Below are 17,939 nucleotides of genomic sequence, written 5' to 3'. Positions count from 1 at the left end.
TTCGACGGCAAAGGTAGTCAATTTCCTGCGAAAAGCCTACCGGCGTGCAGATTTGATCATTTTCGGGAAATCATAGGGAAAATCGAACGCCCGAAGCCCCGGGTCGCGTCCGCTCCGTCCGGCACCATTCGCCGGAAAAGGTCGTAACCGGCCCGGACAGACCCGGCCGGTCCCTCGCATGGCAGGAATGCACGAGGAAAGCGCGGAACGGTAAAAAGACCGAAAGACCCCCGCTCCGGACCATACCGGATACCCCGGACGTCATGCGGCCGGAAAGCTATCAGGGAGCTCGCGCGCGCTGAACCGCACGCTACTCGATGTCCAGGTCGAGCGCCTGACGCAACTTGCCGATCAACGGATTCTTTTGCGAGAGATAACGCAGACGGTCCTCGACCTTGACCGGCTTGAGCCCCTCGCGGCTGGCCTCGATCACGACCTCGAAATCGACCGGAGTCCGTACGCCCGAAAGCTCGCCGAGCCGCTTGCGGATATCGGTCAGGTTGTTCATCACCTCGTCGTAAAGCGACTCGTTGGGCACCTTGAGCAGCACCTTTCCTCCGACGACCGACGCATCCTGAAACACGACGCTCAGGCGGGGCCGCTGCTTGGCCAGCTCGGCGGTCAGTAGCGCGCATCCTCTCTCGATCCTGTCGGGCGAAATATTTTCCTCAACCTCGTCTTCGGCATCTCCGTCCGGCTCGTCCGGCCCGTTGTCGGAAGCGAGCGAATCGTCGTCCGGACGGCTGCCGAGCAAAGAGAGGATCGAGCGGCCCGACAGAGAAACGGAAGGCTCCGGGCCGGCGGAAGCGGAAGCCGCCGTACCGCCGGAAAATCGGCCGGCGACGGAAACGGGAGAAACGGTCGGCGAGGAAACAGGCGAATTAGTCGGTGCGGGAGCAGGCGTCGCAACCTCAGGAGTTTGTCGTCCGGACGGCGCAGCCGACACCGGAGGGACGGAACCGGCGGAGGCAATCCTGCTCTCGCTTCGAGACAAGGAAACGGGTTCGCCCTGCATCTGACCCGAAAGGCTCTGAGCCCCGCCGGACACAGGACCGCGTCCGGCAACGGAACGGGCCGCGGTTTCCGCCGGCGCGGATGCCGGCGGAGGCGAAACCGGCGGAATCGTTCCGGAAGAAGCCTCTCCGACGGAAGTCGAAGAGACAGCCGACGGAGAAACGATTCCCTCGGCCGAAGGCTTCGGCGGCGCGGCAGGAGCCGTCGGAACGGAGCGGGACGACGAAAGTTCGGGCAGGGACGGGCTCAGCGCGCCGTCATTTTTTTTTTGACCGAGCCCGCAGAGTTTCATCAGACTCAGTTCGACGCGAAGCCGCTGGTTCACGGCCGTCCGCAGCGACTGTTCGACGGCCGTCAGCAGGTCGATTCCCTCGAACAGCAAAGGCACGGGGCACTCGGCGGCCTGCGACCGGTAGCGTTCGGCCACGCTGCCGGTCACCTCGAGCAGGGACAGCGTTTGGGGATTCTTGCACATCAGCAGGTCGCGGAAATGGCCGTTCAGCCCGGCGGCGAACGTCTGGGCCGAAAAACCTTTGCGCAATACCTCGTCGAACATCATCAGCGCCGCGGGATAATCGCCCGCGAGAATCCGCGAAGTCATGCCGAAGTAGGTATCGTAATCGAGCACGTTCAGCGTCGCGGCCACTTCGGCAGCCGTCAGTCTCTGGCCGCAGAACGAGACGACCTTGTCGAACATCGACAGCGCGTCGCGCATGCCTCCATCGGCTTTCTGAGCGATAATATGCAGCGATTCGTCGTCATAGGCAACGCCCTCCTGCGAGGCGATGTATTTCAGGTAACCCACGCCGTCCTCGACACGGATCCGGTTGAAATCGTAAATCTGGCAGCGGGACAGAATCGTCGGGATGATCTTGTGCTTCTCGGTCGTCGCCAGAATGAACACGGCATGCGCGGGCGGCTCCTCGAGCGTCTTGAGGAAAGCGTTGAAGGCCTGAAGCGAAAGCATATGGACCTCGTCGATGATGTAGACGCTGTAACGGCCTATTTGCGGCGGGATACGGACCTGTTCGGTCAGCGTACGAATATCGTCCACCGAGTTGTTCGATGCGGCGTCCAGCTCGTGGATATTGAACGAGCGGCCCTCGTTGAACGCCCGGCACGACTCGCACTCGTTGCAGGCCTCGCCGTCGGCGGCCGGATCGAGGCAGTTGATCGCCTTGGCGAAAATGCGCGCGCAGGTCGTTTTGCCGACGCCGCGCGGACCGCAGAACAGGTAAGCGTGGGCCAACTGCCGGCGCGCGATCGCGTTGCGCAGCGTCGATGTGATATGCGACTGCCCGACGACCGACGCGAATGTCGCGGGACGGTACTTGCGGGCGGAAACGATGAAATTATCCATGACTTTTCTTATCTTACAAAGATACGCAAATTCGGACGGAATCCGCAAGCGGCGCGAAAAATCCCGGACAGGGAACAAAGACACCTCCGCCTCCTCCAGACACAGGGCCGGACGACGGATACCTCCATGTGCCGAGGCCGCAATAGCCGCAACGGACCGGGAAGCTGCGTCGATTCCGCGCGATGCCGTCGAGCGCACCTCGGCTTCCGCCGGACCGGCGGTTTGTTCCGGACCGACACGCATTTGGGAGCGAACGGCATTCGCCAAAGATCAAAAACGCATGCTCACGTCCGACATGCCGTTACGCGCCGAACGCCCCGGCACGCCGCTTCCCGAAAGCATGCGCGGGGTGCTATTCTGTCATCCGGATTGCCAAGACGTCACCGGCCGGCAGCTTCGCCGCGACAATTCATCACATGCGCGCCGCCGGTCTGTCCGAACGAACTGACAAATTGCCCGATAAGCGTCTCTGGCAGCCGATTTGCAGGGTTTTCGACACAAAATCGGAAAACGAACGAAAGGAGACGAAAATATGAACATCAACAATCTGACCATCAAAGCGCAGGAAGTCCTGCAAAGCGCGATGAACCTCGCGCGATCGGACCGCAATCAGGCCGTCGAGCCGCTGCATATGCTCGATGCGATCGTCGCCGAGGACGACAGCGTGGGCGTTTTCCTGCTGCAAAAGCTGGGCGTCAACGTCGGCGCGCTACGCAGCGTGCTGCGGCAGCAGGTCGAGCGACTGCCCAAAGTCGAGGGCGGCGAGGTCTACTTCTCGCGCGAAAGCTCCGAGGCGATCCAAAAAGCGGGCGACTTCACGAAGACGTTCGGCGACAAGTACGCTTCGGTCGAGCATCTGTTGCTCGGCATACTGACCGAACGCAGCGAGGCGAGCCGGCTGCTGAAGGATGCCGGAGCGACCGAAAAGGAGCTGGTCGCCGCAATCAAAGAGCTGCGCAAAGGCGCGACGGTCGACAGCCAGACCAGCGAGCAGGAGTACGACGCGCTGGGCAAGTACGCGATCAACCTGAACGAGCAGGCGCGCAAAGGCAAGCTCGACCCGGTAATCGGGCGCGACGAAGAGATACGCCGCGTATTGCAGATACTTTCCCGCCGGACGAAAAACAACCCGATTCTGGTCGGCGAGCCTGGCGTCGGCAAAACGGCCATCGCCGAAGGCATCGCGCACCGGATCGTCGACGGCGACGTGCCGGAAAACCTGCGCAGCAAGCAGGTCTACTCGCTCGACATGGGTGCGCTGATCGCCGGAGCGAAGTACAAAGGCGAGTTCGAGGAGCGTCTGAAAGCGGTCGTCAAGGAGGTCATTTCGGCCGAAGGCGAAATTCTGCTGTTCATCGACGAGATCCACACGCTGGTCGGCGCCGGCAAGGGCGACGGCGCGATGGACGCCGCGAACATCCTGAAGCCGGCTCTGGCGCGAGGCGAGTTGCGCGCGATCGGCGCGACGACGCTCGACGAGTTCCAGAAATATTTCGAGCAGGACAAGGCGCTCGAGCGAAGGTTCCAGAAAGTCATGGTCGACGAGCCGTCGACCGTAGACGCGATCTCGATCCTGCGGGGTCTGAAAGAACGTTACGAGAACCACCACAAGGTGCGGATCAAGGACGAGGCGATCGTCGCGTCGGTCGAACTGTCGAACCGCTACATCACATCGCGCTTCCTGCCCGATAAGGCGATCGATCTGATCGACGAGGCGGCGGCCAAGCTGCGGCTCGAGATGAACTCGGTTCCCGAGGAGATCGACGAGCTGGACCGCAAGGTCCGGCAACTCGAGATCGAGCGCGAGGCGATCCGCCGCGAGAAGGATCAGGGCCGGATCGAGGAGCTGACGCGCGAGATCGACGAGTTGAATGCCAAGCGGACGACGCTTCGGGCCAAATGGCAGGGCGAACGCGACGTGCTCGAGAAGATACAGAAGAACAAGCAGGCGCTCGACGACCTGAAAGTGCAGGCGGCCGAGGCCGAGCGCAACGGCGATTACGGACGCGTGGCCGAAATCCGCTACGGCAAGATGCGGGAAACCGAGAACGAAATCGCCGGCCTGCAGGCCGAAGTATCGAAGAACGCCGAGGCCGGCGCGATGATCAAGGAAGAGGTCGACGCCGAAGACATCGCCGAGGTCGTGGCCCGCTGGACGGGCATACCGGTCAGCCGGATGCTGCAGAGCGAACGCGAGAAGCTGCTCAAGATGGAGAGCGAACTGCACGACCGTGTCGTCGGTCAGGATCAGGCGATCGAGGCCATATCGAACGCCGTGCGCCGCTCGCGGGCCGGACTTCAGGACCCGCGCCGTCCGATCGGATCGTTCATCTTCCTCGGCACGACGGGCGTCGGCAAGACCGAGCTCGCCAAGGCGCTGGCCGAGTACCTGTTCAACGACGACACGATGATGACCCGTATCGACATGAGCGAGTATCAGGAACGCCACAGCGTCTCGCGGCTGATCGGAGCGCCTCCGGGATACGTCGGCTACGACGAGGGCGGCCAGCTCACCGAGGCCGTGCGCCGCAAGCCCTATTCGGTCGTGCTGCTCGACGAGATCGAGAAGGCGCACCCGGACGTGTTCAATATCCTGCTTCAGGTGCTCGACGACGGCCGGCTGACCGACAACAAGGGCCGGACGGTGGACTTCCGCAACACGATCATCATCATGACGTCGAACATCGGCTCGCACATCATCATGGATAAGCTGTCGAAGTTTACCGAAACGAACGACTCCGTGCCGCAGAGCGCGCTCGACGAGACGAAAAAGGAGGTCTTCGACCTGATGAAACAGACGATCCGACCCGAGTTCCTGAACCGGATCGACGAAATCGTGATGTTCACGCCGCTGACGAAGGACGACGTACGGCAGATCGTCGTGATGCAGATCAGGCAGATCAACGAGATGCTCGCCCAGAACAACGTCTCGCTGTCGGTCACCGACGGAGCCGTCGACTGGCTGGCCGAGCAGGGCTACGACCCGATGTTCGGCGCGCGGCCGATCAAGCGGACGCTGCAACACTATCTGGTCAACGAACTGTCGAAGGAGATCCTCGCCGGCCGGATCGACCGGGGCAGCGTCATTACGGTCGACGCAGGAAAGGATGGACTGAAATTCGGCAACTGAACATAGCGGTAAGAGCGTTGCTGCACTCTGAAACCGAAGGCTTGCATGCCCCGGGGCGAATGCCTCGGGGCATGTTCGTTTTTCGGAACATGCCGATCGACGCGCGCGGCCGCTCCTTCCGCAGCAAAGAACCGGAAAACCGGGTTTCGGACCGAGCCGAAGCCCGACTTCCTTTCCCGACAGACTCCGTTCCGGACGACCTTTCCGTCAGCGGCCGCATGCGGTCGGACAGACATCGCCGGCCGAAAAGCGGGTCGACGGTCAGCTCCGGCTACCGGCGCACGACGGACCGACAGATCCGGACCCGATTCGCCATGTCTGCCGCCCGTACCGCCATAAGGGAACGATTCCCGCGACCCGCAACGTCCTTTACGGAAATCGGAGGCGCACGTTCCGGAAGCCGCGAAAGCGGACCCCTGCCGATAAAATGTGGATAACTTCCGGGACGCTTGCCGTTTTCGTACCGCCGTTTTCCATTTCTTTGTAAACGATATCGCACCTTAACAAACCCGCAAATCATGTCACTGACCGTCATCGAATTGGAAAACATGGAGTTTCAGGCGTTTCACGGCTGCTACGAACTGGAGCGGCAGGTGGGAAACCGCTTTCAGGTCAGCGTGCGGATCGAAGCCGAGCTCGGCGAAGCCGCCGACAGCGATCGGATCGAGCGGACGATCAACTACCTCGACGTATTCGAGACCGTCCGCGAGCAGATGGACATTCCGTCGCACATTCTCGAACACGTCGCAGGAAGGATCGCCGGCCGCATCCGCGAGCGGTTTCCGCAAAGCGTCCGGGTTCGGGTCAAGGTCTCGAAAATGGCCCCTCCTCTGGGCGGGAAAATCGAGAAAGTCTCGGTAACTCTCGAAAAACAAAGGGAGGAGAAAGGGTGTTGATAACTTCTTGATAAGATTCCCTGACGAAATTTCAACATCCGCCAAAGTGTTCGTAATCTTGTAACGCATTGTGCGCCGGAGCGCATATCTGCCGAAACGTCATAAATTCTTAAAATACAAGCAACACTGTCATGTCCACGGAACGAAACAAAGAGCAAGCCGGCGCGCTGAAGCAGTACGAGTACACCGACGCGGTGGAAACGGCCAAAGCCTATTTCAAGGGCGACGACCTGGCGGCCACGGTCTGGGTCAGCAAGTACGCGCTGAAAGACTCCATGGGAAAAATCTACGAGAACTCGCCCGAGCAGATGCATCGCCGCATCGCCCGGGAAATCGAGCGCATCGAGAAACGCTATCCGAATCCGATGTCCGAAAGCGAGGTATACGACCTGCTGAAGGATTTCCGCTATCTGATTCCGCAAGGAGGCCCGATGACCGGAATCGGCAACAACCTGCAGATCGCCTCGTTGTCGAACTGCTTCGTGATCGGTCACCGCAAGCCGGCCGACTCCTACGGCGGAATCATCCGTATCGACGAGGAGCAGGTGCAGCTGATGAAGCGGCGCGGGGGGGTAGGACATGACCTCTCGCACATCCGCCCCACCGGCAGTCCGGTGCTGAACAGCGCGCTGACCTCGACGGGCATCGTGCCTTTCATGGAGCGCTATTCGAACTCGACGCGCGAAGTGGCTCAGGACGGCCGGCGCGGCGCGCTGATGCTGTCGCTGTCGATCAAGCACCCCGACGCGGAAAACTTCATCGACGCAAAAGTCGAAACGGGCAAGGTGACCGGTGCCAACGTGTCAATCAAGATCGACGACGAGTTCATGCGCGCGGTGACCGAAAGCCGCAAATACCACCAGCAGTTCCCGATCGATTCGGACAAGCCGATGTACGAGAAGGACATCGACGCGCGCGCACTGTGGAACAAGATCGTCCACAACGCATGGAAGTCGGCCGAACCCGGCATTCTGTTCTGGGACACGATCCTGCGCGAGTCCGTTCCCGACTGCTACGCCGATCTGGGCTTCAGGACGGTCTCGACGAATCCCTGCGGCGAAATTCCGCTCTGCCCTTATGACAGCTGCCGCCTGTTGGCGATCAATCTGTACAGCTATGTCGACAAGCCGTTCTCGAAAGAGGCGTCGTTCGACTTCGGCAAGTTCAGGAGCCACGTCGCGGCCGCGATGCGCATCATGGACGATATCGTCGATCTGGAGCTCGAGAAGATCGAGGCCATCATCGAAAAGATATCCAAGGACCCCGAGGAAGAGGACATCCGTCACGTCGAACACAGCCTGTGGGAAAAAATCCGCGAAAAGGCGCTCAAGGGCCGCCGCACGGGTCTCGGCATCACGGCCGAAGGCGACATGCTGGCCGCGCTGGGCTTGCGCTACGGGACCGACGAGGCGATCGACTTCGCCGTCGAGATACAGAAAACGCTCGCGCTGGAAGCTTACCGGGCCTCGGTCGTCATGGCCGAGGAACGCGGCAAGTTCCCGATGTACGATCCCGAACGCGAGAAGGACAACCCGATGATCGCCCGCATCCGCGAGGCCGATCCGGCTCTCTACGAGGAGATGACCCGACACGGCCGCCGCAACATCGCGATGCTGACGATCGCCCCGACGGGTACGACGAGCCTGATGTCGCAGACGACTTCGGGCATCGAACCGGTGTTCCGGCCGGTCTACACGCGTCGTCGCAAGGTCAACCCGAGCGACAAGGACGTGAAGATCACCTTCGTCGACGAAGTGGGCGACTCGTGGGAAGAATACAACGTGTTCCACCACAAGTTCCTCGTCTGGCTCGAAACCAGCGGGTACGACCTGAACGAAGTGAAAAGCATGTCCGCCGCCGAGATCGAGAAGCTCGTCGCGCTGTCTCCCTATTACAAGGCGACGGCCAACGATATCGACTGGGTTAGCAAGGTCCGGATGCAGGGCGCGATCCAGAAATGGGTCGACCACTCGATCTCCGTGACGGTCAACCTGCCCAACGAGGTCACCGAGGAACTGGTCGGGAAAGTCTATATGACAGCGTGGGAGCACGGCTGCAAGGGCGTCACCGTCTACCGGGACGGCTCGCGCGCCGGCGTGCTCGTCGAGTCGAAAAAGAAGAAAAAGGGAACCGCCAAAGTCGAAGAGGGCGAAGCGGCCGAAGGAGGTTACCGGCCGCCCCGCAAGCGTCCGATCGAGCTCACGGCCGATATCGTCCGCTTCAAGAACGGCGAGGAAGACTGGATCGCATTCGTCGGCATCTACAACGGGCGGCCCTACGAAATCTTCACCGGCAAGATCGAGGAGGATGCGATGTTCATCCCGAAGAAGATCAAGAAAGGGGTGATTCTCAAGGTCGTGGACAGCGACGGTCGCAAACGGTACGACTTCCAGTACAAAGACAAGTACGGCTACACGAATACGATCGGAGGCATCTCCCGACTGTTCGACAAGCAATTCTGGAATTATGCCAAGCTGATCTCGGGCGTGCTGCGCAACGGGATGCCGATCCTGGACGTCGTGACGCTGATCGAGTCGCTCCAACTGGACAGCGAGAGCATCAATACATGGAAGAATGGCGTGGCCCGCGCGTTGAAGCAGTATATCGCCAACGGCACGAAAGTCAAGGAAAAGTGTCCGAACTGCGGACAGGAGACGCTCGTCTACCAGAACAGCTGTCCGGTCTGCATGAGCTGCGGCTACTCCAAGTGCGGATAGCCCGCCTTTGTTCTCCGGAAGAGACGAAAAGCGCTGCGGCCGGTTGCCGTAGCGCTTTTACAATTCACACCGGGATCGGGAAATCGGTCTCGCATTCCGACCTGCGCTGCCAGACAACGTGATTATTCCGCCTGCAACCGGCAGGCTGCTTCCCGATAGAATACGAGTCGCGGAAACGCACCGTAACGACGGAACGGCCTGTAACGAAGCCGGCCGCCCGTAAGCGGGCGAAAGCTATCGTCCCCACAAAACTTTCCTTCCGATGTTTCCCCTGACGGGAAAACGACCGGATGAAAACTCCCCGCCCGAGCGACCGAATTAGAGAAAGCGCGCGGACGGGACGGTCTTCCGCCCGAACCAAAAGCCGGCTCCGGAAGGCCGAACAAACCGCAAACGAAAGCCGGGCCTCGGAAAAGTTCGCGACACGCCGCCCGAAGCAGCGTCGAGGCAATCAACCCCGTCCGATCGGGCCGACAGACCGGAAATGTTAATAAATATCCGATAATTTGCCGCAACGAGCCGAAAACCGCCTCGACGAAAACACTATTTTTACCGGAAATCACAGTAGGGTATACGGCATATGGTGAAAAACGAACTTTCCAAAGGAATCGACATCGAACTCGGCGAGGAGATGGCCGAGGGCCAATACGCCAACATGGTCGTCATCGCGCACTCGACCTCGGAATTCGTGCTCGACTTCGTGCGGATCATGCCCGGCCTGCCCAAGGCCCGGGTCAAGAGTAGGATCGTGCTGGCTCCCGAACATGCCAAACGGCTTCTGCTCTCGCTCCACGAAAACATCGCCCGCTACGAAAACTCGATCGGCCCGATCCCGATCCCCAGCTCGTCTGCCGACGAAATAAAACAAGCCATGAGCTTCCCGGGAGGAGAGGCCTGACACGGCGAACGGTTCCGGAACGCCGGAAACGAACGGCAGCAATCCGCCGAAGACTCCGTCGTCCGAGTCGAAAGAAAGCCATGTTCCGGCCGCGGGCGGTTGCCAAACGTCTCCCGGGCGGTTTTTCGTCCGCTGCCGAAATACGGCGACACATCAATGGAACGGTAAGCACATAGGGAAACCGGCCCGGAAGATTCGTCCGTCGCACGGTCCCTGAGTCACGAGCCGACGGAGACCGACGATTCGGCCCGCTTTATCGCGCGGTCGTCGGACCGAGCCGGAACGGCGAATACGGATGCCGCGACGAAACGATAAGCCCGCCTTACGGGTTTTTCATGCCATCCCCGAACACATCGGACGGACGCGACGCAACAAAAAGCGGGTAAAATTGCAGGAACGGCATCCAGGCCATCCCAAGACGAAAGAAATTTCCGACACGCCCGAAACGATTCCGGACGGAGTTTCGATCTGCCCCGGACCGAAAACCGCGCGAGCGGAAAGCATCAGAACAGCGTCCGCTCGGATGCCGGAGGAACGAGCCCCAAATGCGTATAGGCCAATTCGGTGGCTTCGCGTCCGCGAGGGGTACGCTTCAGAAAGCCCTCCTTGATCAGGAACGGCTCGTACACTTCCTCTATCGTCCCCGTATCCTCGCTGACGGCCGTCGCGATCGTACCCAGCCCGACCGGGCCGCCGCCGAACTTGTCGATGATCGTGCGCAGAATCTTGTTATCCATACGGTCGAGCCCGCGGGAATCGATATTCAGCGCATTCAGCGCATAGCGGGTAATTTCCAGATCGATCCGGCCGCCACCCTTGACCATCGCGAAGTCGCGCACGCGGCGCAGCAGCGCGTTGGCGATCCGAGGCGTGCCCCGACTGCGGAGAGCCACCTCGCGGGCCGCCTCGTCGTCGATCGGAATACTCAGGATCGAGGCCGAACGGCGGACGATGCCGCTCAGTACGCGGCTGTCGTAGTACTCCAGATGACACTGTATGCCGAAACGGGCCCTGAGCGGGCTGGTCAGCAACCCGCTGCGCGTCGTGGCCCCGATCAGCGTGAACGGATTCAGCTCGATCTGGATCGAGCGGGCGCTCGGCCCCTTGTCGAGCACGATATCGATCTTGTAGTCCTCCATGGCCGAGTACAGATACTCCTCCACGATCGGGCTGAGCCGGTGAATCTCGTCGATGAACAGCACGTCGCCGCTGCCGAGGTTCGTCAGCAGACCGGCCAGATCGCCCGGCTTGTCGAGTACCGGGCCCGAGGTCATCTTCAGCGAAGCCCCCATCTCGTTGCTGATGATGTTCGCGAGCGTCGTCTTGCCCAGTCCCGGGGGGCCGTGCAGCAGCACATGGTCGAGCGCCTCGCCCCGCATCAGCGCGGCCTGAATGAACACATGCAGGTTATCGACGATCTTGTCCTGTCCGCTGAACGCTTCGAGCTGCTGCGGACGGATCTTGTTCTCGAAATCGAGGTCGGTCTCTATGTTGCGGATATCTTTCATCGAACGGACGGGGCGGAGGCTCCCCGCAAAGCAAAGATAAGCATTATTCGCCGAATTCCGAGCCCGGCGAAGCCTGTCCCCACTCGTAACGCGGCACTTCGACGCCGAGCAAGCCGGCCACGCGATCGACGATCGTACCGCACAGCTCCTCGATCGTGCCGGGACGGCTGTAGAACGAAGGAGAGGCGGGACAGATCACCGCGCCGCATTCCGACAGGGCGGTCATGTTGCGCAGGTGAACCGTGCCGAGCGGAGCCTCGCGCGTGACGAGCACCAGCCGCCGACGCTCCTTGAGCATTACGTCCGCCGCACGGCTCGCCAGCGAGTCGGACACGCCCGAGGCGATGCGCCCCGCCATGCCCATCGAGCAAGGCACGACGGCCATAGCGTCGTAACGGGCCGAGCCCGAGGCCGGGGCTCCGAACAGGTCGCTGTCGTCGTACAGCGTATAGCGCGGATCGTCCATCCAGTCGGTACGGTCCTCGTAGGCGGCGACCCGCCGCCCGTTCCCGGTCACGATCAGCGCGATCTCGCCGACCGCTTCGGAAGCGGCCAGCCGCCCGCACAGCAGACGCGCGTAAAGCGAGCCGCTCGCCCCGGTCACGGCCACGACGATGCGGCGTTTCGGATTCGTTTTCCTCATAATCCTTACAATTCGATCACGGAGCACTTGAGCCCCCTTTCATACAGGAAATCGAGCGTGCGGGGCAGCGCGTACCGCAAATTGCGGAACGACTTGACCGAGTCGTGAAACACGACGATCGACCCGCCCTTGACATGCTTCGTCACATTGTGCAGGCAGGTGCGGGGCGAAATCAGATGACTGTAGTCGCGGCTCAGCACATCCCACATTACGATATGATACCGCTCGCTCAGCCGGTGCGCCTGCGACGGCTTGATCCGTCCGTAAGGCGGACGGAACAGATCGGTCTGCAACAGCCCGTTGGCGAAGTCGACATCCTCCAGATAGCGCTCCAGACTCATCCGCCAGCCTTTCTGGTGACTGTAGGTATGATTGCCTATGCGGTGTCCCCCGTCGACCAGCATCCGGAACAGATGGGGATGCTGCTCGGCGTTCTTGCCCAGACAGAAGAACGTGGCCTTGGCGTCGTAACGGGCCAGCTGATCGACGATCCACTCGGTCACGCCGGGCGTCGGGCCGTCGTCGAAGGTCAGGTAGACCCGGTCCGTTTCCGGCATCGTCCAGATCAGCGACGGAAATATGCGGCGAATAAAGTTCGGCGGACTGATATACATAGCTCGTTCTGTTCATCTCGGGCGGGAAAGAAAACGTTGCGACGACTCCCGAGGCTCCCGGCTCGATCCGGCTTCGTCCGGCGGCGGAAGTCCGTCCGGCAGGACACCTCGAGGCATAGCGCGAATCCGGCCATCGGCGAACCGCCCGAAAAACTTCCGCAAAGTAAACGCTTTCGGACGAATTGTCAAAACGGCGGCGACGCGCAGGAACGGCCTCAGCCGTCCAATCCCCGCATCGACAGGCCGATGCGTCCCCGGCGCCGGTCGACCGACACGACGCGCACGCGGACCTGCTGACGGAGCCTCACCGCGTCGGAAGGCGACGCGACGTAGCGGTCCGACAGCTCGGAAACGTGCACCAGCCCGTCCTGCTTGACGCCGATATCGACAAAGGCGCCGAAAGCGGCGACGTTCGTCACGATACCCGGCAGTACCATGCCCTCGCGCAGGCCGTCGATCGAATGCACGTCGGCGAACTCGAAAATCCGGGCCTCGCCGCGCGGATCGAGTCCGGGACGGGCCAGCTCGGAAAGAATGTCCCTCAGCGTCGGCAGCCCCGTCCGCTCCGTAACGTAGCGCTGCAAGTCTATCTTAGCGCGAAGCTCCGCGCTCGACAGCAGATCGGCGACGCGCACCCCCAGATCGGAAGCCATTCGCCCGACGACCGGGTAGGACTCGGGGTGCACGGCGCTCGCGTCGAGCGGATCGGACGCTCCCGGAATGCGCAGGAAGCCCGCGCACTGCTCGAATGCCTTCGCTCCGAGCCGGGGCACTTTCAGCAGGTCGCGCCGGGAGCGGAACTCGCCGTTCGCAGCCCGATACTCGACCACCGAGCGGGCCAGCGCGGGCCCCAGCCCCGACACATAGGCCAGCAAATGGCGCGAAGCGGTATTCAGGTTGACGCCCACGCGGTTCACGCAGCTTTCGACCGTTTCGTCGAGGCTGCGCCGCAGCTTGCCCTGATCGACGTCGTGCTGATATTGCCCGACGCCGATCGACTTCGGATCGATCTTGACGAGCTCCGACAGCGGATCGATCAGCCGCCGGCCGATCGAAACGGCCCCGCGCACCGTCGCGTCACGGTCGGGAAACTCCTCGCGGCCGACCTCGGAAGCCGAATAGACCGACGCCCCGTCCTCGCTGACCATATACACCGGCACTTCCCGGCCGAACCGGATGCCGCGCACGAACCGTTCGGTCTCGCGTCCGGCCGTTCCGTCGCCGATGGCGACCGCCTCGATCCGGTAGGTTCCGACAAGCGCCGAAAGCCTCCGGACCGCCTCGTCGGCCTGCGGCCGGGGCGGATGAGGATAAATCGTCTCGTAATGCAGCAAGGCCCCCTGCTCGTCCAGACAAACCGTCTTGCAGCCGGTCCTGAAACCGGGGTCGATCGCCAGCACGCGCCGGCGGCCGAGCGGGGCCGACAGCAGCAATTGCCGCAGATTGTCGGCGAAAACCCGGATCGCCTCGTCGTCGGCCCTCTGTTTGGCCGTCGCAAAGCACTCGTTTTCGATCGACGGCACGATCAGCCGCCGGAAAGAGTCGCGCACGGCCGATTCGACCAGTCGCCGCGCAGGGGAATCGCCCCGGACGAACATCCGTACGAGCCGCGCTACCGGCGCCTCGGGGTCGGAGAGAGAAAGCGACAGTTTCAGAAATCCCTCGCGCTCTCCGCGAAACAGGGCCAGCAACCGGTGCGAGGGCATCCGCCGGAGCGGAAAGCTGCGGCCGAAATAGTCGGAATACTTAGCGCCCTCGTCCTCCCTGCCGGCGACAGCCCGCGACGAGAGGACCGCCGCACGGGCATACTCCGCGCGGACCGCTTCCCGGGCCCGGGCGTTTTCCGCGACCCACTCGGCCACGATGTCGCAGGCTCCGGCAAGCGCTTGTTCCCGGTCGGCGACCTCGCCCCGGACGAAACGGTCGGCCAGCCGCTCGGGCTGGCTGCCGTCCTGACGCATCAGCAGCGCAGCCAACGGCTCCAACCCTTTTTCGCGGGCCGCCGCGGCCCGGGTACGCCGCTTGGGCTTGTAAGGCAGATAGAGATCTTCCAATTTGTCGCCGTCCCAGCAATCGTCGAGCTGCGCGCTCAGCGCGCCGGTCATCTTTCCCGCCGCCTCGATCGCCGAGCGGACGGTCCGCTTGCGCGCTTCGAGCGCGTTCAGACGTTCGAGCCGGTCGCGGACCGCTCCCACCTGCACTTCGTCGAGCCCACCGGTCGCCTCCTTACGGTAGCGGGTGATGAACGGGATCGTCGCCCCTCCCTGCAACAAGGTCACGGTCCGCTCGACCCGAGACTCGGGCAGCGAACACAACCGGGCAATCTCCCGGATCATTCGTTCGTCGGTATCGGTCATCGTTCCGTTATGAATACAGAAAAGACAAAGGAATAAAATATTTCGGAAAAGCCGAACACGAAAGCTGCCCGTCTCGCTCTACCCGAAGAGAACAGACTACGGATCGCCGGGATCAAGCCGTAAAACCTCCGATCCCTGCACCGGCCGCCTCCCGACGAAACGGGGGCCGGAAACGACAAAAAGGAATGATTTCCAAAATCCCGGACAACCCGTTTCCCCCGCATCGGTCAAAATATTCGATCGTGCCTTAGAGCAACGGATCCGATACGGCGCGGGTCGGCATATACGGCAGGAAGCGGAGCCGTCGTCGATGCGCGGCTTTGCTCCGCAAAACGACCGCACGAACATTTCATATCCGGCCGGCGCGCGGTTAATTATGTCGAATCGCTTCGGATTCCCCCGAAAAAAGCTTACTTTTGGAGACGCATCGCCGATTTCCGCGGGCCTTCCGCCCCGAACGGCGCGAACAGACAAGAATCTAATAAAAAACCATACGCATCATGTTCCGCAAAGAAACATACGTCCGCCGCCGGAGCGAGCTCCGAAAGAGGATCGAGGGCGGCCTCGTGCTGCTGCCGGGCAACGGAGAGTCGCCGGCCAACTATCCGAGCAATCAGTTCCGCTTCCGTCAGGACAGCACCTTCCTATACTTCTTCGGCCTGAACCGTCCCGACTACGTAGGGCTGATGGATATCGACTCGGGCGAGGAAACGCTCTACGGCGACGACTACACGATCGACGACATCATCTGGATGGGTCCGCAACCGACCCTCGACGAGCAGGCCCGGGAGGTCGGCATCGGCAAGACGCTGCCGCTGTCGCAGCTCGGCAAGCGGATCGAAGCGGCCGTCGCCAAGGGGCGCAAGGTCCATTTCCTGCCTCCTTACCGGGGCGAAACGACGCTGCAGATCGCCCGGCTGCTCGGTCTCGCGCCCGAGCGGGTTCCGCTTTACGCCTCGGTCGAGCTGGCCAAGGCGGTCGTAGCGCTGCGCGAGATCAAGGACGCCGACGAAATCGACCAGATCGAAAAGGCCTGCGAGATCGGCAGCAAGATGCACCGCATGGCTATGAAAATGTGCCGTCCGGGCGTCGTCGAGCGCGAGATCGCCGGAGCGATCGAGAGCATCGCGCTGCAGCACGGAGCCGGCGTCTCGTTCTTCTCGATCGTCAGCCAACACGGCGAGACGTTGCACAACCACTGCCACGAGGGCACGCTGCTCAGCGGGCGTCTGATGCTCGTCGACGCGGGAGCCGAGACGACGATGAACTACTGCAGCGACTTCACGCGCACGTTTCCCGTCAGCGGCCGGTTCACGCAGAAACAGAAGGACGTGTACGACATCGTGCTGGCGGCCAACGACCGCACGTTCTCGCTGGCCGGTCCCGATTCGTACTACTATCGGATGCACAACGAGGCGTCGCTCGTGATCGCCGAAGGCCTCAAGTCGCTCGGCCTGATGCGGGGCGACATGCAGGAGGCAGTAGCCGTCGGCGCTCAGGCGTTGTTCATGCCGCACGGTTTGGGCCACCAAATGGGGCTCGACGTGCACGACATGGAGAACATCGGCGAAAAATACGTCGGCTACGACGAACAGACGCTCCGCAGCTCGACGCCGGGCTTGTCGTCGCTGCGCATGGGCAAGCGGCTGCGCGAGGGCATGGTCATCACCGTCGAGCCGGGCATCTATTTCATCCCCGCGCTGATCGAGAAGTGGGAGCGCGAAGGATTGGGCGGCGGCTTTATCGACTTCGCCAAAGTACGCGAATATCTCGACTTCGGCGGTATCCGGATCGAGGACGACATGCTGATCACCTCTTTCGGCAACCGGCTGCTCGGCGGCAACCGTCCGCCGGTCACGACGGCCCAGATCGAAGAATATATGAACGACTGACGGAAAACCGTCAGAAAAAGCAGGTCCCCGGAACGGATAGGGACGGGCGAAACGCCCGCGCGACGGTCCGTCCGAAACGAACGGGCAGGGCCACGGGCCGAACGGTCGATCGCCGGTTTCCGTCAAAGCGGATAAGCGGAAAACACGGCCGGGCCGAACGGGAACGCCATACCGTTTCCGCGACGACGGTCGCACCCCGCCATAGACGCTCGTACAAGCTGAAAAACAAGGAGGACACGAATCGAACGACGAGCGGGATCACGGTCGACTCCGGTCCGAAAACGAACCGATCGCGGCGGTACGAGCCGTACCGGTCGGACATAAAAACACAAGGCCCATGAAAACGAAATGGCTTTCCGTCGTCTGTTGCCTGCCGCTGATCTGCGGCTGTAGCGCACTGAGCATAGCTCCTACCGCCAACAGCCGGTTTACGAGCGAGACGGTTCGTCTCGGCATGACCAAGGAACAATTCGTCGAACAGTTCGGTCGGCCGTTCAAAGAGAGCTTTTTCCGCGACGAACACGGCGTGTTGCATGAAACGCTTTACTACAAGGAATTTATGGGATCGTGGTATGCCGTCAACACGCTCTTCCGGTTCGAGGATTCGGTACTCGTGGCTCAGGAGCAGGGCGACGAGGAACGCCTGTACTCAAGCGGCCGCCTCGAAGATTGACCGGGACCGGGCGATTCCCTTCCGCATCGGCAGCTTTCGGGCCGTCCCGCATCAAAACCGATCTTTCCGCAAGGACGGGGAAAAGGGTCCGGACTTCCGCCATGTCGCGCATCCGCGCGGTAACACCCAACGGGGTCAGGACCATGTCGGCGCCCCTGAGCTTCCGCCTGGAAAACGCAAGAAAAAAGGCTGTCCGGAAAATTCCGGGCAGCCCTTATTCCGAGCGTTCTATCTGCA

The 17,939-nt window shown here is 61.7% G+C and carries 11 protein-coding genes; 6 read left to right on the top strand and 5 right to left on the bottom strand.

The annotated features are described in order from the left end of the window. Positions 1–310: 310 nt before the first annotated feature. Entirely contained in the window at positions 311–2,374 is a 2,064-nt protein-coding gene (gene dnaX, locus NQ491_RS06935; protein WP_074431124.1) for a DNA polymerase III subunit gamma/tau, read from the bottom strand. Between the two features lie 532 nt (positions 2,375–2,906). On the opposite strand from dnaX, the gene clpB reads away from it, so the two are divergent. From clpB to NQ491_RS06915, 4 genes are all read left to right on the top strand, one after another. Next, positions 2,907–5,504 carry an ATP-dependent chaperone ClpB gene (clpB, locus tag NQ491_RS06930; protein WP_019246204.1) on the top strand — a complete coding sequence of 866 codons (2,598 nt, stop codon included), beginning with the start codon at positions 2,907–2,909 and terminating at the stop codon, positions 5,502–5,504. Positions 5,505–6,022: 518 nt separating this feature from the next. Then, on the top strand, positions 6,023–6,400 hold the full coding sequence (gene folB / locus NQ491_RS06925) for a dihydroneopterin aldolase (protein ID WP_019246202.1): 378 nt from the start codon (positions 6,023–6,025) through the stop codon (positions 6,398–6,400). Positions 6,401–6,531: 131 nt separating this feature from the next. Beyond that, positions 6,532–9,117 carry an adenosylcobalamin-dependent ribonucleoside-diphosphate reductase gene (locus NQ491_RS06920; protein WP_019246201.1) on the top strand — a complete coding sequence of 862 codons (2,586 nt, stop codon included), beginning with the start codon at positions 6,532–6,534 and terminating at the stop codon, positions 9,115–9,117. A 580-nt stretch (positions 9,118–9,697) separates the two neighbouring features. Beyond that, positions 9,698–10,015, top strand: a complete 318-nt coding sequence (locus NQ491_RS06915; RefSeq protein WP_019246200.1) for a DUF3467 domain-containing protein — start codon at positions 9,698–9,700, stop codon at positions 10,013–10,015. 503 nt (positions 10,016–10,518) lie between these two features. Here the strand turns inward: NQ491_RS06915 and ruvB are convergent. From ruvB to NQ491_RS06895, 4 genes are all read right to left on the bottom strand, one after another. Beyond that, the gene (gene ruvB, locus NQ491_RS06910; protein ID WP_019246199.1) at positions 10,519–11,523 is read right to left on the bottom strand and encodes a Holliday junction branch migration DNA helicase RuvB; all 1,005 of its coding nucleotides are present in this window, start codon (positions 11,521–11,523) and stop codon (positions 10,519–10,521) included. A 43-nt stretch (positions 11,524–11,566) separates the two neighbouring features. Beyond that, positions 11,567–12,166: a UbiX family flavin prenyltransferase gene (locus NQ491_RS06905; protein WP_019246198.1), complete on the bottom strand. Its 600-nt coding sequence runs from the start codon at positions 12,164–12,166 to the stop codon at positions 11,567–11,569. Between the two features lie 5 nt (positions 12,167–12,171). Next, complete coding sequence (locus NQ491_RS06900; RefSeq protein ID WP_019246197.1) at positions 12,172–12,780, bottom strand: polysaccharide deacetylase family protein; 609 nt, start codon at positions 12,778–12,780, stop codon at positions 12,172–12,174. A 215-nt stretch (positions 12,781–12,995) separates the two neighbouring features. Then, positions 12,996–15,137, bottom strand: coding sequence for a Tex family protein (locus NQ491_RS06895; protein ID WP_019246196.1), 2,142 nt, complete (start codon positions 15,135–15,137; stop codon positions 12,996–12,998). Positions 15,138–15,637: 500 nt separating this feature from the next. Here NQ491_RS06895 and NQ491_RS06890 point away from each other — a divergent pair, with 500 nt between their 5' ends. Together NQ491_RS06890 and NQ491_RS06885 are read left to right on the top strand one after the other, a co-directional pair. After that, a complete protein-coding gene (locus tag NQ491_RS06890; RefSeq protein ID WP_019246195.1) occupies positions 15,638–17,029 on the top strand; it encodes an aminopeptidase P family protein in 1,392 nt (463 codons plus the stop codon). A gap of 337 nt (positions 17,030–17,366) precedes the next feature. Further along, positions 17,367–17,702: a hypothetical protein gene (locus NQ491_RS06885; RefSeq protein ID WP_019246193.1), complete on the top strand. Its 336-nt coding sequence runs from the start codon at positions 17,367–17,369 to the stop codon at positions 17,700–17,702. Positions 17,703–17,939: the final 237 nt, after the last annotated feature.

Origin of the sequence: Alistipes ihumii AP11, assembly GCF_025144665.1 — a bacterium.
GTDB lineage: Bacteria > Bacteroidota > Bacteroidia > Bacteroidales > Rikenellaceae > Alistipes_A > Alistipes_A ihumii.
Note: the sequence above shows the minus strand (reverse complement) of the source record. Positions and strands in the feature narration are given on the sequence as shown.

Coding starts and splice junctions, on each gene's coding strand:
- folB (WP_019246202.1), top strand. CDS start 6,023: ATGTCACTGACCGTCATCGAATTGGAAAACATGGAGTTTCAGGCGTTT.
- NQ491_RS06885 (WP_019246193.1), top strand. CDS start 17,367: ATGAAAACGAAATGGCTTTCCGTCGTCTGTTGCCTGCCGCTGATCTGC.
- ruvB (WP_019246199.1), bottom strand. CDS start 11,523: ATGAAAGATATCCGCAACATAGAGACCGACCTCGATTTCGAGAACAAG.
- NQ491_RS06905 (WP_019246198.1), bottom strand. CDS start 12,166: ATGAGGAAAACGAATCCGAAACGCCGCATCGTCGTGGCCGTGACCGGG.
- clpB (WP_019246204.1), top strand. CDS start 2,907: ATGAACATCAACAATCTGACCATCAAAGCGCAGGAAGTCCTGCAAAGC.
- dnaX (WP_074431124.1), bottom strand. CDS start 2,374: ATGGATAATTTCATCGTTTCCGCCCGCAAGTACCGTCCCGCGACATTC.
- NQ491_RS06900 (WP_019246197.1), bottom strand. CDS start 12,780: ATGTATATCAGTCCGCCGAACTTTATTCGCCGCATATTTCCGTCGCTG.
- NQ491_RS06890 (WP_019246195.1), top strand. CDS start 15,638: ATGTTCCGCAAAGAAACATACGTCCGCCGCCGGAGCGAGCTCCGAAAG.
- NQ491_RS06920 (WP_019246201.1), top strand. CDS start 6,532: ATGTCCACGGAACGAAACAAAGAGCAAGCCGGCGCGCTGAAGCAGTAC.
- NQ491_RS06915 (WP_019246200.1), top strand. CDS start 9,698: ATGGTGAAAAACGAACTTTCCAAAGGAATCGACATCGAACTCGGCGAG.
- NQ491_RS06895 (WP_019246196.1), bottom strand. CDS start 15,137: ATGACCGATACCGACGAACGAATGATCCGGGAGATTGCCCGGTTGTGT.